The sequence below is a fragment of the Streptomyces speibonae genome (assembly GCF_984686075.1).
In genome coordinates this window covers 6,724,091-6,748,863 of record NZ_OZ480260.1, presented here as the reverse complement: position 1 = coordinate 6,748,863, position 24,773 = coordinate 6,724,091, and the positions used below count along the sequence as shown (strand labels likewise).

The window sequence follows — 24,773 nt, the reverse complement described above, 5'->3', positions numbered from 1 at the left end:
CCTCTTGCGCTGCGGAAAACGCAATCCTACGGTGTTCCATAGGAATCGGATCGCAAGGGAGCGAAGATGACCGATGGGGGCACCGCCCGCGCGGGAGCAGTCGACCGCGAGGGAGCGCGCAAGGTGGCCGAGGGCCTGGAGCACCTCTCCGGCTTCGGCAACGAGCACAGCTCCGAGGCGATCCCGGGCGCGCTGCCCGAGGGCCGCAACTCGCCGCAGCGCGCACCGCTCGGGCTGTACGCGGAGCAGCTCAGCGGTTCGGCGTTCACCGAGCCGCGGGCGGCGAACCGCCGCTCCTGGCTGTACCGGATCCGCCCGTCGGCCGCCCACCCCCCGTTCACCCGCACGGGCAACGGCGCGCTGCGCACGGCGCCCTTCACCCAGACGGTCCCCGACCCCAACCGGCTGCGCTGGAACCCGCTGCCCGAGCCGGCCGAGGGGACCGACTTCCTGGCCGGCCTGTGGACCCTGGGGGGCAACGGCGACGTCGCCCAGCGCACCGGGATGGCCGTGCACCTGTACCACGCCACCGCCTCGATGGACCGGGTGTTCAGCGACGCCGACGGTGAGCTGCTGATCGTCCCCGAGCGGGGCGGGCTGCTGCTGCGCACGGAGTTCGGGCTGCTGCATGTGGAGCCGGGACACATCGCGCTGATCCCTCGTGGGGTGCGGTTCCGTGTGGAGCTCCTGGACGAGTCCGCCCGCGGCTATGTGTGCGAGAACTACGGGGCGCCGTTCCGGCTGCCCGACCTCGGCCCCATCGGCGCCAACGGGCTGGCGAACCCCCGTGACTTCCGGGCGCCGGTCGCCGCGTTCGAGGACGTCGAGCGTCCGGTGGAGGTGGTGAACAAGTTCTGCGGCAACCTCTGGTCGGCCACCTATGACCACTCCCCGCTGGATGTCGTGGCCTGGCACGGCAACCATGTGCCGTACGCCTACGATCTGCGCCGGTTCAATGTGATGGGCACCATTTCCTACGATCACCCGGACCCGTCGATCTTCACGGTGCTGACCTCGCCGAGCGACACACCGGGGCTGGCCGGGGTGGACTTCGTGGTCTTCGCCCCCCGCTGGCTGGTGGGCGAGGACACCTTCCGGCCGCCGTACTTCCACCGGAACGTGATGAGCGAGTACATGGGCCTGATCGAGGGCGCGTACGACGCGAAGGCGGAGGGCTTCGTGCCGGGCGGGGGCTCGCTGCACAACATGATGTCGGCGCACGGTCCGGACCGGGAGACCTTCGACCGGGCGAGCGCGGCGGAACTGCGGCCGCAGAAGATCGACGACGGCCTGGCCTTCATGTTCGAGACCCGCTGGCCGGTGTCCCTGACCCCCCAGGCGGCACGGGCGGAGCACCTGCAGCAGGGCTACGACGACGTGTGGCAGGGGCTCGAGCGTCACTTCCAACCGTTGCACTGAACGTTCTCCGACCGGTACGGATAGCCCGTGACCTCCTTCGCTCCGGATTCGATCGTCCTGAATCGCAAGTTGCCGCTCTGGTACCAGGTGTCGCAGTCGCTGCGCGCCTCGATCCTCGGCCGCTCCCCCCAGGACCCCCTGCGGCTGCCCACCGAGGAACAACTGGCCGGGCACTACGGGGTGAGCGTGCTGACCATGCGGCAGGCGCTGAAGGAGCTGGAGGACGAGGGGCTCATCACCCGCCACCGCCGGCGCGGGACCTTCATCGAGCCCGGCGCCCGGCGGGGCTCCCCGGTGCGGCTGCTGGGCTCGGTGGACGCGATCGTGGCCCAGCAGAGCGGGATGACCACCGAGCTGCTGGAGCACGGTCCGGCGCCGGTGCCGGCCGAGCTCGCCGAGTACTTCCCGGACCTGACCGAGGCGGCGGCGTACCACCGGCTGCGCAGCGACGAGAAGACGGGCGAGCCGACCAACCACGCCCGCAACTACGTCCGCCCCGAAGTGGCCGCCCGGATCGACCTGGACGATCTGGTGCGGTGGCCGATGACCAAGGTGCTGCGGGACGCCGTCGGGGCGGACATCGGCCGGATCACGGACACCGTGGAGGCGCGGCTCGCCGACCCGGAGACGGCGCGCCTGCTCCAGGTGCCGCTGCTCAGCCCGATCCTGCACTACACGGGCGTCACCTACGACACCGACGGCCGGCCCCTGGACGTGGCCGTCATCCACTACCGGGGCGACCGCTTCTCCTTCACGGTGACGCTGGACGCCACCTGATCCGCTCCCGGTCCCAGGCCGTACGATGCCCTGCGTGACGCACGACGACGCTCCGCTGCTGGCGGACCTCATGCCGTGGTCCGTCGCACCGCCGCGGCTCGGCCGGGGGTGGCCGGCGGCCCCCGACGCGGCGTGTCTGAAGGCCCGTTGGGACACCCTGATGAAGGCCACGGGAGAGGACCGCGAGGCCCTGTTCCAGTCCACGCGCGCCCGGACCCCGCACTCCGCGGTCGGCCGGCTGCCGGGGCGGGACGGCGGCACGGAGCGGCTGGCCCGCGCCTCGGGTCCGTGCGCCGAGCCGGTGCGGGTCCTGTACGCCCCGTTCGACGAGCAGTGGCTGATCCCCGATCAGCGGCTGATCGACGCGGCCCGGCCCGAGTTGTGGCGGGTGGCGGACGAGCGGCAGGTCTTCGTCGTGGAGGCGCAAGGCGCGCGCGGCGGTGCCGCCGACGGCGACGCCGGTCCGCCGCTGCTCGCCACCTCCCTGCCGCCCGTGCTGCGCGCGGGGCGCGTCCGCCCGTTGTACCGCCGCCCGGGGGCCGCCGAGCCCAACCTGGCGCCGGGCCTGACCGGCCACCTCGCCGCCCGGCTCGGCCACGCCCCCTCCCCCGTGGACGTCCTCGCCTGGACGACGGCCGTGGCCCGGCCGACGCCGACGGGCCTCGCGGTGCCGCTCACCGGGGACGCGGACGCGTGGGAGCGGGGCGTGGCGGTGGGCCGCAGGATGCTGTGGCTGATGCGGCGCGACGGGGAACGGCCCAAACTGCCGGGCGGACGCCGCCCCTACGTCCGTGCCCCGCTGCCCTCCCGGCCGCTGACCGTGCGCTACGACCGGGACGAGGAGGCGCTGCTGCTCGACGAGGGCCGCGTCTCCCCCGTGCCGCCCGAGGCGTGGGAGTTCGAGGCCGGGGGTGTCCGGGTGCTGGAGCAGTGGTTCGCGGCGCGTACGGAGGCGGGTGAGCCGGGGACGCTGGCGGCGATCCGGCCGGTCGTCTGGCCGCAGGCCTGGACGTCGGAGCTGCTGGAGCTCGTCACGGTGCTCACGTTGCTGGCGGAGCTGCGGGCGGAGCAGGTGGCGTTGACGGAGTCGGGGCTTCCCCGGCCGATCACTCCGGCCGAGCTGCGCGAGGCCGGTGTGCTGCCGGTTCCGTCCGCCGCCCGGCGGCCCGCCTCGGTGCTGGACGCCCACGAGGAGGGGCCGGAGGGGCAACTCGCGCTGCTCTGAGATTTTTCTCGCCCCCGCCGCCCCTTCCCGTCCCGTCCCCTGGGGCTTCGCCCCCGGACCCCCTTTCGGCCCTGAACGGGCCTCGTCCTCGTCCTCGAACGCCGGACGGGCCGCTGTGCCGGCCCGGGGTCAGTCGCGGGGTTCGAAGCCGTCCAGCATGCGGGTGAGGGCGCGTTCGAAGACGGCCTCCAGGTCGATCGGGCCGGCGTCCTCCGTGAAGGCCGCCGCCATCCGCGGATAGGCGCCGGTCGCGATCCGGGCGCCCAGGTAGGCGATCCGGACGGCGTCCTCCTGCTCCTGGGACCAGGGCAGCGAGCGCGTGCGTTCGGCGGTGGCCAGCTCGTTGGTGACGTACGTCGTCACGATGCCGTTCAGCATCGCGATCAGCTCCAGCTTGGTGCCGTAGGGCGCGGGGAGCGTGTCCAGGCAGGCCAGGCAGTGTTCGAGATAGCGCAGGGAGTTGGGGCTGAAGCCGTAGACGGGCGACATCAGCCGCGGCAGCCACGGGTGGCGGTGCATCAGCGACCGCGTCTGATGGGCCACCCGCAGCATGTCGGCGCGCCAGTCTCCGGTGGGCTCCCACAGCTCGTGCTCGCCGGCGACCGCGTCCACCATCAGCTCGTGCAGGTCCTCCTTGCGGGGGACGTAGTTGTACAGCGACATGGTGCCGCAGCCCAGTTCGGCGGCGACGCGGCGCATGGAGACCGCGTCCAGGCCGTCGGCGTCGGCGATGCGCACCGCCGCCGCGGCGATGTCGGCGCGGGTGTACGCCGGTTTGGGTCCACGGCCGGTGCGCTCGGGGCGCGCCCAGATCACGTGGGGTTCGGCCGCTCGGCCCGCCATCGGTCATCACCTCCCCACCATCGTAGTTACGTACACCGTACGTAATGCGCTATGGTCAACCCATGACTACTACGTACGCTGTACTTAGTGAGGGTCTGGAGAAGCGTTTCGGGGAGGTCCATGCCCTGCGGGGGCTGGATCTGGCGGTGGCCGAGGGCACCGTGTGCGGGGTGCTCGGGCCCAATGGCGCGGGCAAGACCACGGCCGTCCGGCTGCTGACCACGCTGCTGCGGCCCGACGCGGGATCCGCGCGCGTCGCGGGTCACGATCTCGTCCGGGAGGCGGCCGCCGTCCGCCGCAGGATCGGCGTCACCGGGCAGGACACCTCGATCGACGGGGATCTCACCGGGCGCGAGAATCTGCGCCTGTTCGCCCGGCTGCACCGGGTGGACAAGGCCGCCGCGCGGGCCGCCGAGCTGCTCGAGAGGTTCGGGCTGACGGAGGCGGCGGACCGGCCGGCGTCCGGCTGGTCCGGCGGTATGCGCCGCCGGCTGGACCTCGCGGCGAGCCTGATCCGCCGCCCCGAGGTGCTGTTCCTGGACGAGCCGACGACCGGTCTCGACCCGGCCAGCCGCACGCTGATCTGGAAGGCGGTGGGCGAGCTGACCGACGAGGGCACGACCGTGCTGCTCACCACCCAGTATCTGGAGGAGGCCGACCGGCTCGCCGACGACATCGCCCTGGTGGACCGGGGAAGGGTGGCGCACACCGGTTCGCCGGCCGAACTCAAGGCACTGGTCGGAACGCACGCGGAAGTGGTCGTCGCGCACGCCGGCGCGCTGGCGGACGCCGCCGGGGTGCTGGACCGGCTCACCGGCTCGCAGCCCTCCCTGGACCGGGAGCGGAACGCGGTCGCGGTGGTCACCAAGGACGCGACGCTCACCCTCCCGCACCTGGTGCGCACGCTGGACACGGCGGGCGTGCCGCTGCTCGACGCGAGCCTGCGGCCCCCGACCCTCGACGATGTGTTCCTGCGGCTGACCGAGGGCCCCGGCGCCCTCGCCGGCCGCCCCGGCGACGACAAGGAGCGTGCCGCATGAGCACGTTGGCATACGACGGCACCGCACTGCTCGGCCGGCAGCTGCGGCGGATGCGGAACAACCCGGGGCTGCTGGTCCTCACCCAGACGATGCCGGTCAGCATGCTGCTCTTCTTCGGCTACGTCTTCGGCAGCGCGCTCGCCGTGCCGGGCGCCGAGTACCGGTCCTTCCTGGTGCCGGGGCTGCTCGTGGCAACGGCGGCGGGCGGGGTGATGACCGGCATGTTCCAGGCCGCGCAGGACGTGCACCGCGGGATGACGGACCGGCTGCGCACGCTGCCGGTGAGCCGGGCCGCCGTGCCGATGGGCCAGGCCGTGGCGGACGTCCTGGTGACGGCTGCGGGAACGGTGCCGTTCCTGCTGGTGGGGCTGGCGGTCGGCTGGCGCGTGGAGGGCGGTGTCCCGGCCGCCGTGGGCGCGTTGGCGCTGTTGCTGCTGTTCCGGTTCGCGTGCGTGTGGGCCGGGATCTTCCTGGGGCTGCACACCCGGAACGAGGAGGCGGCCGGTCAGCTGGGCGGGGCGACCTTCCTGCTGCCGCTGCTGTCCAGCGCGTACATCCCGGCCGAAGGACTTCCGGGCGGTCTGCGCACGGTGGCGGAGTGGAACCCGATCAGCGCGGTGGCGACGGCGCTGCGGGACCTCTTCGGCAACGCGCCGGTGCCGGAGGGGGCGGCCTGGCCGGTGGCGCATCCCGTCGCGGGATCGCTGGCCTGGATCGCGGTGCTGCTCGCGGTGTTCGTGCCGCTCGCGGTGCGGGCGTACGCGCGCGGCGAGCGCTGACGTGGGGGTGGCGGGGAGGGACCGGCGGGCCCCCGGGTCGTGGCCGGGTGGGACCGGGGGCGCCGGTAAGGGACGTGCTGAGGGCGCTGGTGCGCCACGTGCCCCGGAAGGCCCGCGGGGATGACGGGCGGGGCGGTGGCGCTGCGCCGGGACGGCGGGGACCGTCCGGCGCGGGCGCTACCGGCTGCCGAACAGGGAGCGGCGCAGTCGGCGCAGCGGGGCGAAGAGCTTGACGCGGCTCGTGCGGGCCCGCGCGCCCCTGGCGTCGCGGTTGGGCACGGTGTCGTGCGCGGTCAGCTCGCGCATCAGCGTGGTCGCCTCGGCCGTCTCGCGCTGCGGGACCGCCGGTCCCGACAGGACCGAGAGATGGCGGTCGAGGCGCGAACTGGTCGCGCTGCTCCCGCAGGTGATCGCAGGGACCCTGGCCCTGCTGCGCACTGTTATCTGTTCCATGTCACTCCCCACCCGTACGAGTCCACCCGGCCCGGGCAGAGTAACCCTATCGCCCCGTACGGGCACTCGTGTATCGAGGTCACAGGATTCACCTTCCCCATAAGGGTGTTGACGAACCGGCGATGGTTACTCTCCGAATCCGACCGTTTTCAGGGCGAGTTGGACGATGGGTTGGCCGGTCGGCTGCGGAGAGCCGCCGTCGGGCTCGACGGTCACGGCGAGTGACGTCGCCGCGGGGTCCAGACCCGAGGCGACCAGCGGCGTGTCGCCCTCGAAGAGGCCCAGGGAACGCGGTTGCTCCCCCGGGCCCATCAGCCAGAGCTGACGCACACGTCCGTTCGGAGGGTCGCCGTATCCGCCGAGCGTGACGACCGCCTTGCGGGTCGACGCGGACGCGATCACTCCGATCGTGCGGCCGTCCCCGTCCTGCCCGCTGCCCGCCCGCGCGTCGGGGGCGGCCAGGACGTGGGCGATCTCACGCGCCCGGTCGCGTTCGGCGTCGAGCCGGTCCTGGGTGCGGTCCGCCTGGACGGCGAACAGGGAGGCGACGACGAGGGCCGCGGCGGCGGTGGCCGTGGCGAACGGTACGAACAGCGGTGCCCGGCGCCGCTCACGGGCGGGCGGGGGCGCGGCGCCCCAGACGTGCGGCGGCAGTTGCGGCGCACGCGCGCGTGCCGATTCCCGGGGTGCGGGCTCCTGGGCGGTGGTCCGGACCGCGGCCAGCACCCGGTCCCGCATCGCGGGCGGCGCCGGCGCGGCCGTGGACCAGGCGAGACGGACGGCGTCCTCGGCGAGGTCGCGCACCTCCGCGGCGCAGCGGGCGCAGGAGGCCAGATGCTTCTCGAAGCGGACCCGCTCGGCGGGCTCCAGCGCGTCCAGGGCGTACGGGGCGGCCAGCGAGTGCTGGTCGCCGCGGGACAGCAGTCGGCCGAACAGGCTCATGCGGCACCTCCCAGGCACTCGCGCAGGCGGGTCAGTCCGTCGCGCATCCGGGTCTTGACGGTGCCCAGCGGCAGTGAGAGCCGCTCGGCCACCTCCCGGTAGGTGTAGCCGTCGTAGTAGGCGAGGGTGACCGACTGGCGCTGGAGCGCGGTGAGCCGGTCCAGGCAGCGGCGTACCCACTCCCGTTCGAGGCCGGCCTCGACCTCCTCGGCGACCTGGTCGAAGGCCGGACCGTGGCCGCGCCTGGCCTCGCGCTGCTCCCGCTCGCCGGCCGCGCGGGCGCTGCGGACCCGGTCGACGGCGCGGCGGTGGGCGAGGGTGAGCACCCAGGACAGGGCGCTGCCCCGGCCCGGGTCGAACCGCGCGGCGGAGCGCCAGAGTTCCAGCAGCACCTCCTGGGCCACCTCCTCGGACTGCGCGGGGTCCCGCACCACCCGCCGCACCAGCCCGTACACCGGCCCCGAGACCAGCCCGTACAGATCCTCGAACGCCTTCTGGTCACCCCCGGCCACCCGCACCAGCAGTTCGTCCGCCTCCAACGCGCGTTCCCCTCTCCCGGCCCCGCGGGGCCACCCGGTCACACGAGGCATTCGCAGCGCGCGAGCCTCCGGATGGGAAGTACGGATCACCGGGCCCGAAAACGCGGGTCGGCAGCGAGAAATGCTACGGGTGCGGCCGCCCGCCGGGAGGGGCCGGGGAACGATTCGAAGAAGTCGACCAATCCGGCCCGTCGCGTGCTCCGAATCCCAGTGCGTCAAGGCAAGTCGGCACTGAGGACGGACGGCATGACACCTAATTCCAGGACCGGTGCGGGGCGCAGGAGTCTCGCGACCCTCATCTGCGGTGCGCTGGCCGCCGGGGGGCTCGCAGCCGCCGGTGTGTCCACGCTGGAACCGGAGGCGGCCTCCGCCTCCTCCCACCGGGAGGCCCCGCTGATCTCGGGCACCCCGCAGTTCGACAACACGGACCTCTACGCGTTCGTCAGCCCCGACAAGCCGGACACGACGACGATCATCGCGAACTGGATCCCCTTCGAGGAGCCGGCCGGCGGTCCGAACTTCTTCACGTTCGCCGAGGACGCGCAGTACGACATCCACATCGACAACAACGGTGACGCGCAGGGCGAACTGCTCTTCCGCTACACGTTCACCACCCACACCAAGAACGACAAGACGTTCCTGTACAACACGGGCCCGGTCACCAGCCTGGACGACCAGGACCTCAACATCACGCAGACCTACGACATCGAGCTGCTGAAGCTGAAGGACCAGCACGCGGTGTCCCGCACGAAGATCGCGGACGACGTCCCGGTCGCCCCGTCGAACGTCGGCAAGGCGTCCATGCCGGACTACGACACGCTGCGCAAGCAGGCAATCCACGAACTCGCGGGCGGGGCCACGACGTTCGCCGGCCAGGCCGACGACCCGTTCTTCCTGGACCTGCGGGTCTTCGACCTGCTGTACGGCGGGAACCTCTCGGAGGTCGGCAACGACACGCTCAAGGGCTACAACGTCAACTCCCTCGCGCTGCAGGTCCCGACCGACATGATCACGGAGTCGGCGGACCAGCCGGTCGTCGGCATCTGGTCGACCACGCAGCGCAAGAACGCCGAGGGGCACTTCGTCCAGGTGTCGCGGCTGGGCAACCCGCTGGTGAACGAGGTCGTCAACCCGCTGAAGGACAAGGACACGTTCAACGCGTCGGGTCCGTGGGACGACGCGCAGTTCCTGAAGAACGTCACCGAGCCGGAGCTGCCGAAGCTGATCGAGGGGATCTACAAGATCCCGGCGCCCGACACGCCCCGCAACGACCTCGTCGACGTCTTCCTCAAGGGCGTCGAAGGGCTCAACCAGCCGCCGCACGTCACGCCGTCGGAGATGCTGCGCCTCAACACCTCCGTCGAGCCGGCCGCCGAGCCGAAGCGGCTGGGCGTCCTGGACGGGGACAAGGCCGGCTTCCCCAACGGGCGCCGGCTCACGGATGACGTGATCGACGCCGCGCTCCAGGTCGTCGAGGGTGAACTGGTCGGTGCGGAGAACGACCTGGGGGACGCGGTCGACGCCAATGACAAGGAGTTCGGCAAGGCCTTCCCGTATCTGGCGAACCCGACGGAGGGATCGCGCGGTCCGCTCGCCAAGGGCGTGGACGGCGGCAACGACGTCCGCAGCCAGCTCGGTGACGCGCTGAGCCCGGCGGGCGCGGAGGGCTCGGACGACACGGCCCTGATCGCCGCGTCCGCGGGTGCCGGCGCCGGCGGGCTGCTGCTGATCGGCGTGGCGCTGATGTGGTGGCGCCGGATGCGCCGCCGGGCGTACTGACCCCGGTCCCCTTCCCCACCAGCAGGCGCGGCCCGTCCTCACCCGACCCCCACGGCACGGGCCGTGCCGCCGAACCCTCCGAGGAGAGGCCATGCCCCCGGGCACGAACGACGACGAGCAGGGTCCGGTGCCGCCCGCACCGGATGGTTCCGGCCCCGCCGGTACGCCTCCGGCACCGCTGCGCCCCGGCGGGGACGGAGAGCGGACGGGGGCCGCCGCCCCGCAGCGGGCGCGTGCGGTGACACCGCGTCAGCGGCCGGGAGCCGAGGGCGAGGAGACCTCCGGACTCCGGCCACAGGACGGCCAGGACAGGGGGGACGGTCACGGGCCGGGATCCGCCGACCCGGTGACGGCGGGACGGAACCTCCCCCGGCCGGCCGACAGCCGCGAGCCCGTGGACCGGCACGGGCCGCACACGGTGCCCGGTGCACGCCGGCGCGAGGAGCGGCACCGGGTGGACACCGCTGCCCGCGCGCAGGCGGCGGACGGACCGGGGCACGGGCGCCGGGGCGAGGACGGCCGGGAAGCGGCCGGCGAAGGCGGGGCCGGCACCCCGGCACCGGAGTCCGGGAAGACCGCCGCCCGGGGCGCGGACGCGCAAGGTGAGCCGGCCGGCGGTCGTCGGGCGAGGGCCGGCGGCACACCGCGGGCCCGCCGCCTCCCGGACCCGGCACACACGCCGCGGACCGCCACCGGCACCGAGCACCGGCACGCGACGGACAGCCCCGGCCACGGCGCGGACGTGGAGGGCGGCCGGGGGCGGGACCGGGTGGCCGTCCCGGAGGGGAGTGCGGACCCGGGACGGCGAATCGCGGTGCTGCGGCGGTTCGCCGCCGCCGCGCGGCGCGGGCGCGGGCTGCACGCCGCCTCGTGCGCCGTGCTGCTGGCCGTCGCGCTGACCGCGGGAAGCATCGCGGCCGGCGGTGACCGGGACGGCGGGCGGGCCGGGACCGGCACCGGCACCGCGGCGGTCGCGGCCGGTGCGCTCGCCGGGGGCGACCTCGACACCGGGATCCGTTCCCTTCAGGCCCATCTGCGGGACCAGCCCCGTGACTTCACCGGCTGGGCCACGCTGGGCACGGCCTACGTCGAACAGGCGCGGACCCACGGGGACCCCTCCCGCTACCCGAAGGCCGAGCGGGCGCTCGAGCGTTCCCTCGCCCTGAAGCCGGACAACGATCCGGCCCTGGCCGGCCAGGCCGCCCTCGCCGCCGCCCGGCACGACTTCGCCCGGGCCCTGGACTTCGCCGACCGGGCCCTGGAGCAGAACCCCTACAGCGAGCGCGCCCTGTGCTCCCGTATCGACGCCCTGGTCGAGCTGGGCCGGTACGACGAGGCCGCCGAGGCCGCCGCCACCGCCGACCGCAGGCGGCCCGGGGTGCCGGTGTTCACGCGGTACGCGTACGTGAAGGAGCTGCGGGGCGACGTACGCACCGCGCGGAAGGTGCTGCGGCGCGCCCTCGACAGCGCGGCCACGCCCGCGGACGTGGCGTATGTGGCGACCGCGCTGGGGCAGCTGGCCCGGAGCCGTGGCGACCACGAGGCGGCGCTCACGCACTACGCGCGGGCGCTCGCCGCCGACGACACGTATCTGCCCGCTCTGGAGGGCCGGGCCCGCGCCCAGGCCGCGAGCGGGGACCGCGCGGGGGCCGTCACCACGCTGGAGCGGGTCGTCGCCCGTGCCCCGCTGCCCGGCCCGCTGGTCGCCCTGGGCGAGCTGTACGAGGCGCGCGGCGCCGACGGCGACCGCGCGAAGGCACGCGCCCAGTACGCCCTCGTCGACGCCTGGACCGCGCTGGCCCGCGCCGGCGGGGTCGCCGCCGACCTCGACACCGCGCTGGCCGCGGCAGATCACGGGGACGCCGGGGAGGCGCTGCGCGCGGCCCGCGCGGAGTGGGACCGCCGGCACACGGTGCACACCGCGGACGCCCTCGCCTGGGCCCTGCACGTCAACGGCCGCGACAGGGAGGCCCTGCGGTACGCCCGCCGTGCCACCGCCACCGGCTACCGCGACGCCGTCCTCCTCTATCACCGGGGCATGATCGAGAAGGCCGTCGGGGACGACCGGGCCGCCCGTGCCTCCCTCACCGCGGCACTGGAACTGAACCCGGCGTTCTCGCCGCTGGGCGCCCGCGCGGCACGGGCCGCGCTCGAGGAACTGGAGGCGGCACGGTGATCCTCCTCCGTCGTCCCGCCGCGGGTGCCGCCGTCCTCACCGCCGCCTGCGCGCTCGTGCTGGCGCCGGCCACGACGGCGAGCGCGCACCCGCTCGGCAACTTCACCGTCAACCGCTACGACGGCCTGGTGGCCGCGCCCGGTGAACTGCGCGTCCGGCATGTCGAGGACCTCGCCGAGATCCCGGCCACGCAGGCCGGGCCGGACATCGACCGGCTGGGCCGGGACGGCTGGGCGCGGGAGCGCTGTGCCGCGGCCGCGCGGGACAGCGAGGTGCGGGTGGGCGGCCGCGCGGCCCCGCTGACCGTGCGCGACGCCCGCGCGCGCGTGCGCCCCGGTCAGGCGGGGCTCGACACCCTCCGCGTGGAGTGCGGGCTGACCGCGCCGCTCCCGGACGGCGACACCGTGGACGTGCGCTTCCAGGGTGCGGGCGCGGCGTCCGGTCCCGGCTGGCGGGAGATCACCGCGCGGGGCGACCGTATGACGCTCACCGCCTCGGACGTGCCCGCGGCGTCGCTGTCGCGCGAACTGACCCGGTATCCGGAGGAGTTGCTCTCCTCCCCCGCCGACTCCAGGACCGCGACCCTGCGTGTCCGGCCCGGCGGTCCCGCCCTGACCGGGGAGGAGGCCGACGCGCCCGCCTCGGCGGTGCTGCCGCGCGGGGCGGACCGTTTCACGCGTGCCCTGGACGAACTCGTCGCCCGGCGCGATCTCACCGCGGGATTCGCCGCGCTGGCCCTGCTGATCGCCGTGGGGCTCGGCGCGATGCACGCGCTCGCCCCGGGGCACGGCAAGACCCTCATGGCCGCGACGGCCGCGGCGCGCGGGGGCAGGGCCCGGCTGCGGGACGTCCTGCCCATGGCCGCGTCGGTCACGGTGACCCACACGCTCGGTGTGGTCGCCCTGGGGCTGCTGGTCACGGCGGGTTCGGCGGCGGCGCCGTCGGTGATCGCCTGGCTGGGCGTCGCGAGCGGTGTCCTCGTCACCCTGGCCGGCGCGAGCCTCGTACGCCGTGCCCTGCGCGGCCGCGGTCACGGGCACGTACACCCGCACCCGCACTCGCACTCGCACTCGCACTCGCACGACCACGAGCACGCCCACCCCCACGGTCACGGCCACGACCACGCCCACCACCACGAGCACGCCCACAGCCACACGCACAACCACGAACAGCCGCACGGCCATGTCGAGCACACCCACGGCGGCCGGACCCACACCCACCCCGCCGCGCCCACCCTCCGGGGCACGATCCTGCTCGGGTTCGCCGGCGGGCTGGTGCCCAGTCCGTCGGCCGTCGTGGTGCTGGTCGGCGCCGCCGCGCTCGGCCAGGCCTGGTTCGGGCTGCTGCTCGTCGTGGCGTACGGCGTCGGGCTGGCCCTGACCCTGACCGCGGCCGGGTACGCGGTCGTCAAGGCGGGCAGCGGTGTGACGCGGCTGCTGGACCGGCGGCCGCGCTGGACGTCCGCCCCCTGGGCGGCGCTGGTGCGCCGCAGCGCGCCCCTCGGATCGGCGTTCGTCGTCCTGGCGTTGGGCGCCGGATTGGTGTTCAGGGGGGCGGCATCGGCGCTCGGCTGAGCTACTTTCATGAGGAAAGGGAGAATTCGCCCGGATGCGAATGGGGGCGCCGTGTCCGAAGAACCGGGCAGTGAGCGGGTGATCGCGGATCGCTACCGGCTGCTGTCGCCGCTGGGCGAGGGCGGGATGGGCACGGTGTGGCGGGCTCGCGACGAGCTGCTGCACCGCGAGGTCGCCGTCAAGGAGGTGCGCGCCCCGGCCGGACTGCCGGCGTCCGACGTGGAGCGGCTGTACGCGCGGCTGGAGCGGGAGGCGTGGGCGGCGGCCCGGATCTCGGACCGCACGGTGGTGACGGTGTACGACGTGGCGGTCGAGGAGGGGCGTCCGTGGATCGTCATGGAGCTGGTCCGCGGCCTCTCGCTCGCCGACGTGCTGGAGGCGGAGGGTCCGTTGCCGCCGCGGCGGGCCGCGCAGATCGGCGCGGAGGTGCTGACCGCGCTGCGGGCCGCGCACGGGGCCGGGGTGCTGCACCGGGACGTGAAACCCGCGAACGTCCTCATCGCCAACGACGGGCGGGTGGTACTCACCGACTTCGGGATCGCCATGGTCGAGGGCAGCTCCGCGCTGACCATGACGGGGGAGGTCGTCGGATCGCCCGAGTTCCTCGCGCCGGAGCGGGCGCTGGGGCGTACGCCGGGGCCCGAGTCGGATCTGTGGTCGCTCGGTGTGCTGCTGTACGCGGCGGTGGAGGGCGTCTCGCCCTTCCGTCAGGACACTCCGCTGAGCACGCTGCGGGCGATCGTGGACGAGGAACTGCCGCCACCGCGCCGGGCGGGTCCGCTCGCCCCGGTCATCGCGGGGCTGTTGCGCAAGAACCCGGCCGAGCGGCTGCCGGCGGAGCGGGCGCACGAGGAGCTGCGGGTCATCGGCGCCGGGGGCACGCCCCGCGCGGACACGGCGCGTTCGGCGCCGTACGCGCCGACGGTGGCCGCGCTTCCGCTGCCGCACCCGGAGACGCCCCCGCCCGCTGCCCCGGCGCCGGTCGCGGGGTCGCCGACGGTGGCCGCCCCGGTCGCCCGGCCGGGGCGTGACCGGCGCAGTGCGGTCGTGCTGGTGGTGGGTGTGGTCGTGCTGGCCCTGGCGCTGGCCGGGCTGTCGTACGCGCTGCTCAACCGCGGGGACGGCGGTCAGGAGGCCAGGAACGGCGGCGGCGGTGTCAGTTCGCCGGCGCGGACCGGCGAGGAGGAGGGCGAGGGCTCAGGCGCGACACCGGAAACGGAGGATCCGGGCCCCTCCCCCACCGCGAGCGGGGACGACGGGGAAGGTGAGGAGAGCACTCCGCCGCCGCAGACGGTGTCGGTGACGGTCACCGGGGTGCGCACGGAGTACTCCGGCGGCTGTCCGCCGCCGGGCGAGCGGGCGCCCGCCTTCACGGCGACGTTCACGGTGGGACGGCTGCCCGCCGAGGTGTCCTACCGCTGGGTGGCCGAGGACGGCTCGGTGGCCGATCCGGGCTGGCGGACCCTGTCGTTCGCCGACGGGGGCGGGCGTTCGAAGCAGGACACGGTGACGGTGACGACGTACGCGGAGAACGGGACGTTCAGCAGCCGGATCGGTGTGGAGGTCCGCCGGCCGGTGCACACCAGGTCCGAGACGGTGCCGTTCTCGGTGACGTGTGAGACGGAGACCCCGACGGGCGGGGCCTCCGCTTCTTCCTCCGGTCCGGACGGCGGCTCCTGACGGGTCAGGCCGCGGCGTCGAACACCGGAAGATAGCCGCCGGACTGGCCGGCCGCCTTCGGGTGGTACGAGTTGCCGATGTTGAACCAGTCCACGCTGTGCAGCCAGGAGTTGCCGGAGCAGATCTCGTGGCCGGTGAACGTGGTGCGTACGTCGCCGAAGGTGAAGCCGTGCGCCCGGGCGCGCTGGGCGATGGCGTTGTCGAGATGGTCGGCGGCGCCGTTGATCGCCTTCCGCTTGGTCTCGGAGAGACCGATGCAGAAGGTGCCGAGCTGGTAGAAGCGGGGGTAGCCGAGCACCACGACGTCGGCGTTCGGCGCCCGGTCGCTGATCGCCGAGTAGACGCTGTCGAGCCTGCCGGGCAGCGTCGAGTCGACGTACGCCCGCGCGGTGGCGATCCGGGAGAGGCAGGAGCTGTCGGACTGGAGCACACAGGTCGTCATGACGTCGGCGAAGCCCGCGTCGTTGCCTCCCACGCTGATCGAGACCAGACCGGTGGCGGTGGAGAGCGGACCGAGCTGCCCGGAGAGAACATCACCCGTTCGGGCGCCCGAGCAGGCGGTGAAGTCGAAGGACGAGGGTGAGTTGGCGGCCGCCCAGAGGTAGGGGTAGGCCTTCGTGCTGCGCTTGCAGTCGCCGCTCGAGGAGATGTAGCTGCCGGCTCCGACACCGGAGGAGTAGGAGTCGCCGAGCGCCACATAGCCGCCGGTCGCGGCCAGTTGGGACGCGTGTGCCGCCGTTGCCCCGGTGAGGGCGGTGGTGACGGCGAGGAGGAGTGGGCCAAGGAAGCGGACAAGTCGGGAACGTCTCATGGAACCTCCCTTTAGCAGGATCTCTGCCTCAACCGTCGTACCAACTACGCGTGTTGACCGGAAGTGTTCATGCCAAAACTGTTGCCGTTTCAATTCTGGACGAAATCTGTTCGGAGGGACTTTCAACCCTTTCGACCCTTGACGCCCTCTACGGGGTGCGCCACATTGAAGCCCGGCATCCGACGCTTCAGGGGGCAAAGTCGGCCATGCAGACACAGAAATCCGGGCAAGCGACACCTGTCACGGCATAACCAGCACAAACGTGGGATGCCGTTCCAGGTCTTGCCATTCGGGTTCAATCGTCAATACCGTCATACATCTCACCCGCATCGGTCCGTCAGTACGCGGCTCCAGGGGAGGGCTCAGGACCGCGACGAACCGGCGCGGGGCGCGGTAGGGGGGTGCCGTGCTCGGTGACCGCACTGGTGACCGGGCCGTGCCGCGCGGTCGGCCGCCGTTCTCACGGCCGGCCAGTTTTGCCAGCTCACCCTGCGTGCACGGCGGTTCCTTCCGTCGTGCCGTGGAGTGAGAACCCCCCTTTCGAACCGGACGAACAGCCGGGCTGCCCGAGGGGCGGGCGGTCCACCGGACGAGAGGGACCAGACTCATGAGCTCCGTACTGCAGCCGGCGGCCGCGGACCAGGATCCGCCGCCCGCCGGGAAGTACCGGCCCGTCTCCTCGCACCTGGCCATCGCGCCGCCGGTGAGCGTGGTGATCCCGGCCATGAACGAGGCGGAGAACCTGCCGTACGTCTTCAAGACGCTTCCCGACTGGATCCACGAAGTGGTCCTGGTCGACGGCAACTCCACCGACAACACCGTCGAGGTGGCCCGCGGACTGCGGTCCGGCGTGAAGGTCGTCGGGCAGCGCGGCAAGGGCAAGGGCGACGCGCTGCGCTCCGGCTTCGAGGCCTGCACCGGCGACATCATCGTGATGGTCGACGCGGACGGCTCGGCGGACGGCAACGAGATCGTCAGCTATGTCTCCGCACTGGTCTCCGGCGCGGACTTCGCCAAGGGGTCCCGCTTCGCCAACGGCGGCGGCACCGACGACATGACCTTCATCCGCAAACTCGGCAACCGGGTGCTGTGCGCCGTGGTCAACCGCAAGTTCGGCGCGCGGTACACCGACCTCTGCTACGGCTACAACGCCTTCTGGCGGCACTGCCTGGACAAGATCGACCTCGACTGCACCGGCTTCGAGGTCGAGACCCTGATGAACATACGGGTCGTCAAGGCCGGGCTGAAGGTGCAGGAGATCCCCAGCCACGAATACCTGCGCATCCACGGCACCAGCAATCTGCGGGCGGTGCGCGACGGTCTGCGGGTGCTGCGGGTGATCCTCGGTGAGCGCTCCAACCGGCGGGCGCTGCGCCGCCGTCCGCGCCACTCGCCGCTGCTCGACACGGTCCGGGGGAAGGCGTCTTGAGCGATCCCGGAACCCCGGGCGTCTCGGTCGTGATCTGCGCCTACACCGAGGACCGCTGGGCGGACGTCCTCGCGGCGGTCGCCTCGGTGCGGGCGCAGTCACGGCCGGCCCTGGAGACCCTGCTGGTCGTCGACCACAACCAGGCGCTCCTGGACCGTCTCGTCCAGGAGTTCAAGGATCCCCCGGACGGCTCCGTCGTGCGGGTGCTCGCCAACGCGGGCCCCCGCGGTCTGTCCGCAGGCCGCAACACCGGCATCGCCGCCGCGCGCGGCGACGTCGTCGCCTTCCTCGACGACGACGCCGTGGCCGAACGCGACTGGCTGAAGCACCTCGCCGCGGGGTACGCCGACCCGCGCGTGCTGGCGGTCGGCGGGCGCACCGAGCCGGTCTGGGCCTCGGGCCGGCGTCCCGCGTGGTTCCCCGAGGAGTTCGACTGGGTGGTGGGCTGCACCTACCGGGGCCTGCCGAGCGGACGGGTGCGGGTGCGCAACGTCCTGGGCGGCAACGCCTCCTTCCGGCGCGAGGCCTTCGACGCGGCGGGCGGCTTCGCCACCGGCATCGGACGCGACGGCAGCAAGCGCCCGCTGGGCGGGGAGGAGACGGAGCTGTGCATCCGCCTCGGCCGCGCCCGGCCCGACGCGATCCTGCTGATCGACGACCGCGCGGTGATCCACCACCGGGTGCCCGAGGCCCGCGAGCACTTCCGCTACTTCCGGACCCGGACCTACGCCGAGGGCCTGTCCAAGGCGCTGGTGGCCCGCAGCGTCGGCGCGGACAAGGGGCTGGAGTCGGAACGCCGGTACACCACGCGGGTGCTGCCCGCCGGGGTGGTGCGGGGGCTGCGCGACGCCCTGCTGGCCCGCCCGGGCGGCGCGGGCCGCGCGGGGGCGATCGTCGCCGGGGTGCTCACGGCGGCGGGCGGCTATCTGGTGGGGAGCGTGCGGGCCCGGCGGGGCGGGGTCACCTTCTCCGTCGCGGCCGTCGGGGAGGGCGGCGGCCATGACTGACGTACGCGTCCCCGTCCTCATGTACCACGCGGTCGCGGACGACCCCGCCGGGGCGACCCGCGCCCTGTCCGTCTCCCCCGGGGCGTTCGCCGGGCAGATGGCGGTGATCGCGGACCGGGGCCTCACCCCGCTCACCACGGCCGAACTGGCCGCCCGCTGGCGCTCGGGCCGCCCGCTGCCCGCGCGGCCGGTCCTGGTCACCTTCGACGACGGCTACGAAGGCGTGCACCGGCACGCCCTGCCCGTCCTGGCGCGGCACGGCTTCCCGGCCACCCTGTTCGTCTCCACCGGCTGGCTCCGGGGGCCGTACGACACCGGCGGCGGCCCGGACACCATGCTCGACTGGGGCCAGGTGCGGGACCTGGCGGACGGCGGTGTGGAGATCGGCGGGCACAGCCACAGCCATCCGCAGCTCGACCAGCTCGACGAGGACCGGCTGCGCTCCGAGCTGATCCGGTGCGCGGAGATCCTCTCGGACCAGCTGGGCTCCCGGCCCGCCTCGTTCGCGTATCCCTACGGCTACTCCAGCCGCCGGGTGCGCGAGGCGGTGCGGGAGACGGGCTACGCCCAGGCCCTCGCCGTCGGCAACGGCCTCGCCCGCCGCGCCCAGGGGCCGTACGCCCTGCGGCGCGTGACGGTGCGCAGGTCGACGACCGCCGCCGAGTTCGAACGGCTGATCCAGGGGCGCGCGGTCGGCCGCACCTTCGCGCGGGACCGCGCCCTGACCAAGGGGTACGCGATGGTGCGCCGCACCCGGCGGGCGGCACGGCTGCTGAGCCGGCCGCGGTCCGGCCACCGTGCCGTACCGGAGTGATCTGCCATGTGAGCCGGGGAAATCGGGTGCACGGGGCGTCGGCGTGACCGATCATGGCGAACATGTCCGCGCAACCGCACGACGCCCTGCCGATCCGGCTCCACGTCGACGACAGCGACTCCCCGTCCGATGTCGTCGACGCGCTGTTCCTCGGCCGCTTCGCGACGGGCGAGCAGCCGTACTCGCACGCCGTCAACATCGACCGCGTGCGCTCCGGCGCGACCCTGCTGCCCGCGAACGCGCGGGTGCTGCGGCTGGCCCGGGACGACGACCGCAGCGCCACCCTGGCCGAGGGCGACGGCTGGACCCTGCTGATCTCCCGCTGGAACCGGGGCGCCGACGTCACGGTCACCGCGACCAGCGCCGACCTCGCCGCGAAGATCCTCGGCGAGGCCACCGACGGCGCCGCGGACGAGCCCGAACCCCAGCCGGAGCACGTCACCATGGGCTTCTGGTACGTCTCCCCGCGCCGCGGCCCGCACCGCACCACCCGGAGGATCTCGGCGGGCACCTGGGAGGAGATCCGGCCCAACTACACCGCCCCGGTGGCGGACGCGATGGACCGTCTGATGAAGACGACGCCCGAGGACATCTCGGGCCGGCTGCTCCTGCTGCACGGCCCGCCGGGCACCGGCAAGACCTCCGCGCTGCGCACGCTGGCCCGCTCCTGGCGGGACTGGTGCCAGGTGGACTGCGTCCTGGACCCGGAGCGGCTCTTCTCCGACGTCGGCTATCTGATGGACATCGCCATCGGCGAGGAGGACACCTCGGGCAAGGGCCGCTGGCGGCTGCTGCTCCTCGAGGACTGCGACGAACTGATCCGCGGCGAGGCCAAGCACACCGCGGGCCAGGCCCTCTCCCGGCTGCTGAACCTGACGGACGGTCTGCTCGGCCAGGGGCGCAACGTGCTGGTGGGGGTCACCACCAACGAGGACCTGGAGCGTCTCCACCCGGCCGTGGTCCGTCCCGGCCGCTGCCTCGCCCGGATCGAGGTGGGGCAGCTCACCCGCGCGGAGGCGGTGAACTGGCTGGGCACCGAGGAGGGCGTCGGACGCCAGGGCGCGACCCTGGCGGAGCTGTACGCGCTGCGCCGGGGCACGTCACCGACCGCCCTGCCGGAACCGCGGGGCGACGCGGACGCGGGCCTGTACCTGTAGGTGCTTTGATGGCTGTATGACCCTGTTCGTCGGGACGTCGGGGTGGCAGTACAAGGACTGGCGCGGGGTGCTGTACCCGGCCGGTCTTCCGGTGCGTCTCTGGCTGGAGGAGTACGCGGCACAGTTCGCCACCGTCGAGATCAACAACGCCTTCTACCGGCTGCCGTCCCGGGAGACCTTCGAGGCCTGGCGGGAGCGCACCCCGCCGGGCTTCGTCGTCGCGGTCAAGGCGAGCCGCTACCTGACGCACATCAAACGGCTGCGCGATCCCGAGGAGCCGGTGGAACGCCTGATGAGCCGGGCCGCCGGACTGGGCGACCGGCTCGGCCCGGTCCTCCTCCAGCTCCCGCCCACGCTCCGGGCCGACCCCGCGCTGCTGCACGCCTGTCTGCGCTGTTTCCCCGCCTCGACACGGGTGGCGGTCGAGCCGCGCCATCCGTCCTGGTGGACGCCGGAGACACGCGCCGTACTGGAGTCCCGGGGCGCCGCCCTGTGCTGGGCCGACGTGCTGGCCCGCCCGGTGACGCCCCTGTGGCGCACGGCCGACTGGGGCTACGTCCGCTTCCACCAGGGCCGCGCCCAGCCCTGGCCCCACTACGGCCGCCAGTCCCTGCGCACCTGGCTCGACCGCATCGCGACCACGTGGTCCCCCCGCGAGGACATCTACACCTACTTCAACAACGACCCCCACGCGGCAGCGGTGACCGACGCCACCCTCTTCGCCCGGCTGGCCCGCACAACGCAGCACAGGGTCACTCGAACTCCCCAAGGGGCGCGGGGCTGAGTCGACATGCGGCTCCGCCGCGTGGGCGCGACAAGCCACAGCGAGTCGGCGGCCGGGCACACACCCCGGCCGCGACGGCGCTCACTCAAAAGCCGCACGCAGGGCATCTCGTACGGCAGCGAGCGCCTCCTCCTCACTCAGCCCCAGCCGCCGAACCCGCTCCGCGTACCCCTGCGCCGCCGACGCGGCCTCGCGTTCCGCCGCCGAGCCCGCGGCAGCGACCACCGTCCCGTTCCGCCCCCGCGTCTCGATCACCCCGTCGGCCTCCAGCGCCCGGTACGCCTTCGCCACCGTGTTCGCGGCGAGGCCGAGCGTCTCGGCCAGCCCCCGCACCGTCGGCAGCCGGTATCCCACCGGCAGCGCTCCCGACCGGGCCTGCTCGGAGATCTGGGCCCTTACCTGCTCGTACGGCGGCGCGCCGTCCTCGATCCGGATCTTCAAGGTCACGCCATGATTGTCCCGCACCGGCCGCGCATCCCGCACCCGCCGTACCTCCCGCACCCGCCGGAAAAATGGGAGGCACCCCGCGCGCGTCCGCCGTAGCGTGCGCCCCCATGACAGTGACCATCCGCGATCTGCGCTCCGTCGCGCGCGCCGACCTCGATGGCTTCGCCCGGGTCCGGCACGCCGCGCTGCCGTTCATCCTCGTCACCCCGGACTCCCTGGCCCACGACCTGGCGCACCTGCCCCCCGACGCCCGCTACCGGCCCCTCGTGGCCGTCGCCGACGGCGAGGTGATCGGCACGGCGCAGGTGCACCTGGCGCACGAGAGCTCCGAGCCGGGCCACGGCAACGTCAATGTCTACGTCCATCCGGGGCACACGCGCCGGGGCGCGGGCACGCTGCTCGTGCGCGCCGCCGAGGAGCATCTGGCCGCGCACGGGGCGACCAGACTGCTGGCCTGGGTGCTGGACGAGCCGGGGCACCGCGCGTTCGCCGAGCGGCACGGGTACCGGGCGAGCCGCTCCGCCCACTTCCTGCGCCTGGACCTGGCGGGCGGCACCCTGCCCCCGCTCCAGGACCCGCCGCCGGGCGTGGAGCTGCGCCCGGCCTCGGACTTCGCCGGTGACCCGCGCCCGCTGTTCGAGCTGGACGCGGAGACCATGGCGGACGAGCCGAGCGATGTGGACGCCGAGTTCACCGACTACGAGGCGTGGCTGGCCCAGACCTGGCGGCACCCGATGTTCAGCCCGGAGCTGACCACGGTGGCGCTGGTCGACGGCCGGCCCGCCGCCTTCTCCGCGGCCCGCGTTGACGGCGGCACCCGGTACGCCACGGCCATGACCGGTACCGCCCGCGCCCACCGGGGCCGGGGCCTGGCCAAGCTCGCCAAGAACGACTCCCTGCATCGCGCCCGCGCGGCCGGGTACACGGAGGCGTTCACGGGCAACGACACCGGGAACGGGCCGATGATCGCGATCAACAAGTGGTTCGGTTACGAGATCTGCGGGACGGAGGTGCGGTATGTCCGCGAACTCGGCTGACGGACCGGCGCGGGTGGAGGTCGTCCTCGTCAAGGCGGGGCGGATGAAGATCCGCTACCCGGCCGACCTGCTCGCCGACGACGGCACGCGCGTCAGTGTGCGCGCCCCCTGGGCGGGGAGCGGCGTGCGCGACTTCGGCTTCGTGCGCTTCGAGCCCGGGGACGTCTTCACGGAGCACTACTGGCGCGACCGGTGGTACTCCGTGAAGGAGGTCCGCACCGCCGGGGGCGTCCTCAAGGGCCACTACTGCGACATCACCCGCCCGGCGGAGCTCTCCGGGGGCCGGCTGGTCGTCGAGGACCTCGACCTGGACCTGTGGGTCTCCGCGGACGGCACGGACATACGGCGGCTCGACGAGGACGAGTTCGCGGCGAGCGGGCTGCTCACGAAGGATCCCGAGGCGGCGGCCGCCGCGGTGGCCGCCCTCGACGAGCTGGACGCCCGGGCCCGTGAGGGCGGGTTCGGAGCACTGCTCGCCTGAGCGGCACGGGCGGTTCCCGAACAGCCCCCGAACGGCCCCTGAGCGGTGTTGCGCGGTCCCGTTTCAGTCCGGGACCGCGACCACCGCATAGCGCTCGTCGTCCACGTCGCGGCCCCACAGCGCCCGGTCCCCGGACAGCCGCTCCACGCGCAGCTCCCGGGCCATCGGCGCGAGCAGGGCGGTGAGCGTCTCCTGCGGCATGCCGGCCGGGTTCACCGTCCCCCACACGCCCTCGACCAGCACCAGTCGCCCGCCCGGCCGCAGCAGGTCGCGCCAGTGCCGCAGCACCCGCCGCGGCTCGGGCAGCGCCCAGAGCACATGCCGGACCAGGACCGCGTCGTAGCGCTCCTCGCCGACCGGTGGTGCCGCCGCGTCGCCGACGAGGAACACCGCGTCGCGTCCGGCGAGCTTCTCGCGGGCGCGCGCCACCATCGCCCGGGAGGCGTCGACCCCGGTGATCCGGTGCCCCTGCTCGGCCGCGAGGAGCGACAGGCTGCCGGTGCCGCAGCCGACGTCGAGGACGTCACCGGCCCGCGCGGGCAGCCAGTCCCGCAGCCGCCCGGCCCAGGCCGCGCGCACCTCCGGGTCGCGCAGCCCGTGGTCCGGCTCCTCGTCGAAGGCCGCGGCCCGCGCGTCCCAGTCGACACCGTCCGTGCCCGCCCCGTCACCGTCATACGTGGTCATGGCCCCAGAGTGACACCCGCCACTGACAATCGAATCGTGACTGCCGCCACAGACAGAACGGGACCGATGAGGAACTCTCCCCCGAAAGGTCTACCTCCGTGAGAACGCGGAATCCGGTGGACCCTGAAGGAGGCAGCCATGCGCCGCATCACCGTGCAGAAGCCCCCGAGGAAGACGGACACCCGCCAGGTCCGCGAGGAGGCCGACGAGCGCCCCGCGGGACGACCCGAGGTCCGCAAGGACATCGCCCGCACCTGGTGGCCCGACTGCTGAACGCCCGCGCCGCGCGGGGTTCACTCCAGCCGCTTGCGGTAGTGGATCCGGTCGTAGGGTCCGGTGACCCCGCGTTCCACGGCCTCGTAGCCGAACTTCGGGTAGATCCTGCGGTTCTCCCACATCATGGCGTGGGTGAAGAGCCTGATCTCGGGCAGCCCGAGCGCACGCGCGCGTGCCTCCACGAACTCCAGCAGCAGCCGCCCCAGCCCCGTGCCCCGCGCGGCCGGGCGGACGGCGAGGACGTCCAGGTAGAGGTGGTCCCCGCGGGGCTCGAGCACGAGGAGCCCGGTCACCCGCGCGGCGCCCGCCGCGTCCCCCGGCGCCTCCGCCACGAACACCTTGCCCGCGGCCACGTCCGCCGCGTGGTCCGCCTCGATGGGCACCGGCACCACCCCGATGCGCGCGATGTAGGGCCGGAAGGCGGCGTCGATCACCGCCTTCACCTCGGGAACGTCGGCGGCGACGGCCGGGCGGATCCGCGGGTGCGTCATGCCGCGCACGCTACCTACCTGATCCCAGCCTGAGCACTCCCTTAACGCGGCCATAAGGATCTCTCCCGCGGGCCCTCACCCGGCGATTTCGCGCTTCTTTGGGGCTAGCTTCTGAGCCACCCCCACGGG

Annotated in this window: 25 protein-coding genes; 17 read left to right on the top strand and 8 right to left on the bottom strand. The window is 73.7% G+C overall.

Features of this window, described 5'->3' with window-relative positions:
• The first annotated feature begins 66 nt into the window (after positions 1-66).
• From hmgA to AC5L3C_RS30350, 3 genes are read left to right on the top strand one after another with little or no spacing between them, the layout of a single operon-like run.
• Positions 67-1,419, top strand: coding sequence for a homogentisate 1,2-dioxygenase (gene hmgA / locus AC5L3C_RS30360; RefSeq protein ID WP_493652176.1), 1,353 nt, complete (start codon positions 67-69; stop codon positions 1,417-1,419).
• Positions 1,420-1,446: 27 nt separating this feature from the next.
• Positions 1,447-2,196 (top strand): GntR family transcriptional regulator, encoded by a 750-nt coding sequence (locus tag AC5L3C_RS30355; protein ID WP_125507796.1) that lies wholly within the window; start codon positions 1,447-1,449, stop codon positions 2,194-2,196.
• 25 nt (positions 2,197-2,221) lie between these two features.
• Positions 2,222-3,421, top strand: coding sequence for a type ISP restriction/modification enzyme (locus tag AC5L3C_RS30350; RefSeq protein WP_493652175.1), 1,200 nt, complete (start codon positions 2,222-2,224; stop codon positions 3,419-3,421).
• Between the two features lie 129 nt (positions 3,422-3,550).
• Here the strand turns inward: AC5L3C_RS30350 and AC5L3C_RS30345 are convergent, their stop codons facing one another.
• Positions 3,551-4,264 carry a TetR/AcrR family transcriptional regulator gene (locus AC5L3C_RS30345; protein WP_493652174.1) on the bottom strand — a complete coding sequence of 238 codons (714 nt, stop codon included), beginning with the start codon at positions 4,262-4,264 and terminating at the stop codon, positions 3,551-3,553.
• A gap of 62 nt (positions 4,265-4,326) precedes the next feature.
• Between AC5L3C_RS30345 and AC5L3C_RS30340 the strand changes: the two genes are divergently transcribed.
• Together AC5L3C_RS30340 and AC5L3C_RS30335 are read left to right on the top strand one after the other, a co-directional pair.
• Positions 4,327-5,304 carry an ATP-binding cassette domain-containing protein gene (locus AC5L3C_RS30340; RefSeq protein WP_493652172.1) on the top strand — a complete coding sequence of 326 codons (978 nt, stop codon included), beginning with the start codon at positions 4,327-4,329 and terminating at the stop codon, positions 5,302-5,304.
• Positions 5,301-6,083, top strand: coding sequence for an ABC transporter permease (locus AC5L3C_RS30335; protein ID WP_493652170.1), 783 nt, complete (start codon positions 5,301-5,303; stop codon positions 6,081-6,083). The genes AC5L3C_RS30340 and AC5L3C_RS30335 overlap by 4 nt, the downstream gene beginning before the upstream one ends.
• Positions 6,084-6,260: 177 nt before the next feature.
• Here the strand turns inward: AC5L3C_RS30335 and AC5L3C_RS30330 are convergent, their stop codons facing one another.
• The 3 genes from AC5L3C_RS30330 to AC5L3C_RS30320 form a co-directional block, all read right to left on the bottom strand.
• The gene (locus AC5L3C_RS30330; RefSeq protein ID WP_493652168.1) at positions 6,261-6,536 is read right to left on the bottom strand and encodes a hypothetical protein; all 276 of its coding nucleotides are present in this window, start codon (positions 6,534-6,536) and stop codon (positions 6,261-6,263) included.
• Between the two features lie 126 nt (positions 6,537-6,662).
• Positions 6,663-7,478, bottom strand: coding sequence for an anti-sigma factor (locus AC5L3C_RS30325; protein WP_493652167.1), 816 nt, complete (start codon positions 7,476-7,478; stop codon positions 6,663-6,665).
• The gene (locus AC5L3C_RS30320) at positions 7,475-8,017 is read right to left on the bottom strand and encodes a sigma-70 family RNA polymerase sigma factor (RefSeq protein WP_125507782.1); all 543 of its coding nucleotides are present in this window, start codon (positions 8,015-8,017) and stop codon (positions 7,475-7,477) included. The genes AC5L3C_RS30325 and AC5L3C_RS30320 overlap by 4 nt, the downstream gene beginning before the upstream one ends.
• Before the next feature lie 246 nt (positions 8,018-8,263).
• Here AC5L3C_RS30320 and AC5L3C_RS30315 point away from each other — a divergent pair, with 246 nt between their 5' ends.
• From AC5L3C_RS30315 to AC5L3C_RS30300, 4 genes are all read left to right on the top strand, one after another.
• Positions 8,264-9,796, top strand: a complete 1,533-nt coding sequence (locus AC5L3C_RS30315) for a DUF4331 domain-containing protein (RefSeq protein ID WP_493652165.1) — start codon at positions 8,264-8,266, stop codon at positions 9,794-9,796.
• Between the two features lie 769 nt (positions 9,797-10,565).
• Entirely contained in the window at positions 10,566-11,972 is a 1,407-nt protein-coding gene (locus tag AC5L3C_RS30310) for a tetratricopeptide repeat protein (protein WP_493654088.1), read from the top strand.
• Positions 11,969-13,546, top strand: a complete 1,578-nt coding sequence (locus tag AC5L3C_RS30305) for a HoxN/HupN/NixA family nickel/cobalt transporter (RefSeq protein ID WP_493652163.1) — start codon at positions 11,969-11,971, stop codon at positions 13,544-13,546. The genes AC5L3C_RS30310 and AC5L3C_RS30305 overlap by 4 nt, the downstream gene beginning before the upstream one ends.
• A 9-nt stretch (positions 13,547-13,555) precedes the next feature.
• A complete protein-coding gene (locus tag AC5L3C_RS30300) occupies positions 13,556-15,226 on the top strand; it encodes a serine/threonine-protein kinase (protein WP_493652161.1) in 1,671 nt (556 codons plus the stop codon).
• Positions 15,227-15,230: 4 nt separating this feature from the next.
• Here the strand turns inward: AC5L3C_RS30300 and AC5L3C_RS30295 are convergent, their stop codons facing one another.
• Positions 15,231-16,037: an SGNH/GDSL hydrolase family protein gene (locus AC5L3C_RS30295; RefSeq protein ID WP_493652160.1), complete on the bottom strand. Its 807-nt coding sequence runs from the start codon at positions 16,035-16,037 to the stop codon at positions 15,231-15,233.
• Between the two features lie 607 nt (positions 16,038-16,644).
• On the opposite strand from AC5L3C_RS30295, the gene AC5L3C_RS30290 reads away from it, so the two are divergent.
• From AC5L3C_RS30290 to AC5L3C_RS30270, 5 genes are all read left to right on the top strand, one after another.
• Complete coding sequence (locus tag AC5L3C_RS30290) at positions 16,645-17,466, top strand: glycosyltransferase family 2 protein (protein ID WP_493652159.1); 822 nt, start codon at positions 16,645-16,647, stop codon at positions 17,464-17,466.
• Positions 17,463-18,473: a glycosyltransferase family 2 protein gene (locus tag AC5L3C_RS30285; RefSeq protein WP_493652157.1), complete on the top strand. Its 1,011-nt coding sequence runs from the start codon at positions 17,463-17,465 to the stop codon at positions 18,471-18,473. Before AC5L3C_RS30290 ends, AC5L3C_RS30285 begins: the two co-directional genes overlap by 4 nt.
• Complete coding sequence (locus tag AC5L3C_RS30280) at positions 18,466-19,287, top strand: polysaccharide deacetylase family protein (RefSeq protein ID WP_493652156.1); 822 nt, start codon at positions 18,466-18,468, stop codon at positions 19,285-19,287. The genes AC5L3C_RS30285 and AC5L3C_RS30280 overlap by 8 nt, the downstream gene beginning before the upstream one ends.
• Before the next feature lie 62 nt (positions 19,288-19,349).
• Entirely contained in the window at positions 19,350-20,444 is a 1,095-nt protein-coding gene (locus tag AC5L3C_RS30275; RefSeq protein ID WP_493652155.1) for a DUF5925 domain-containing protein, read from the top strand.
• Positions 20,445-20,460: 16 nt separating this feature from the next.
• Positions 20,461-21,228, top strand: a complete 768-nt coding sequence (locus AC5L3C_RS30270) for a DUF72 domain-containing protein (protein WP_493652154.1) — start codon at positions 20,461-20,463, stop codon at positions 21,226-21,228.
• An 81-nt stretch (positions 21,229-21,309) separates the two neighbouring features.
• Here AC5L3C_RS30270 and AC5L3C_RS30265 read toward each other — a convergent pair whose 3' ends face one another.
• On the bottom strand, positions 21,310-21,675 hold the full coding sequence (locus AC5L3C_RS30265; protein WP_493652152.1) for a GntR family transcriptional regulator: 366 nt from the start codon (positions 21,673-21,675) through the stop codon (positions 21,310-21,312).
• A gap of 107 nt (positions 21,676-21,782) precedes the next feature.
• Between AC5L3C_RS30265 and AC5L3C_RS30260 the strand changes: the two genes are divergently transcribed.
• Both AC5L3C_RS30260 and AC5L3C_RS30255 read left to right on the top strand, forming a co-directional pair.
• Positions 21,783-22,712 carry a GNAT family N-acetyltransferase gene (locus AC5L3C_RS30260; RefSeq protein ID WP_493652151.1) on the top strand — a complete coding sequence of 310 codons (930 nt, stop codon included), beginning with the start codon at positions 21,783-21,785 and terminating at the stop codon, positions 22,710-22,712.
• Positions 22,693-23,193, top strand: a complete 501-nt coding sequence (locus AC5L3C_RS30255) for a ribonuclease FAU-1 family protein (protein ID WP_125507763.1) — start codon at positions 22,693-22,695, stop codon at positions 23,191-23,193. Before AC5L3C_RS30260 ends, AC5L3C_RS30255 begins: the two co-directional genes overlap by 20 nt.
• 63 nt (positions 23,194-23,256) lie before the next feature.
• Here the strand turns inward: AC5L3C_RS30255 and AC5L3C_RS30250 are convergent, their stop codons facing one another.
• Positions 23,257-23,877 (bottom strand): class I SAM-dependent methyltransferase, encoded by a 621-nt coding sequence (locus AC5L3C_RS30250; RefSeq protein WP_493652149.1) that lies wholly within the window; start codon positions 23,875-23,877, stop codon positions 23,257-23,259.
• Between the two features lie 138 nt (positions 23,878-24,015).
• Here AC5L3C_RS30250 and AC5L3C_RS30245 point away from each other — a divergent pair, with 138 nt between their 5' ends.
• Positions 24,016-24,150, top strand: coding sequence for a hypothetical protein (locus AC5L3C_RS30245; RefSeq protein WP_125507759.1), 135 nt, complete (start codon positions 24,016-24,018; stop codon positions 24,148-24,150).
• A gap of 20 nt (positions 24,151-24,170) precedes the next feature.
• Here AC5L3C_RS30245 and AC5L3C_RS30240 read toward each other — a convergent pair whose 3' ends face one another.
• On the bottom strand, positions 24,171-24,644 hold the full coding sequence (locus AC5L3C_RS30240) for a GNAT family N-acetyltransferase (protein ID WP_493652148.1): 474 nt from the start codon (positions 24,642-24,644) through the stop codon (positions 24,171-24,173).
• Positions 24,645-24,773 lie beyond the last annotated feature (129 nt).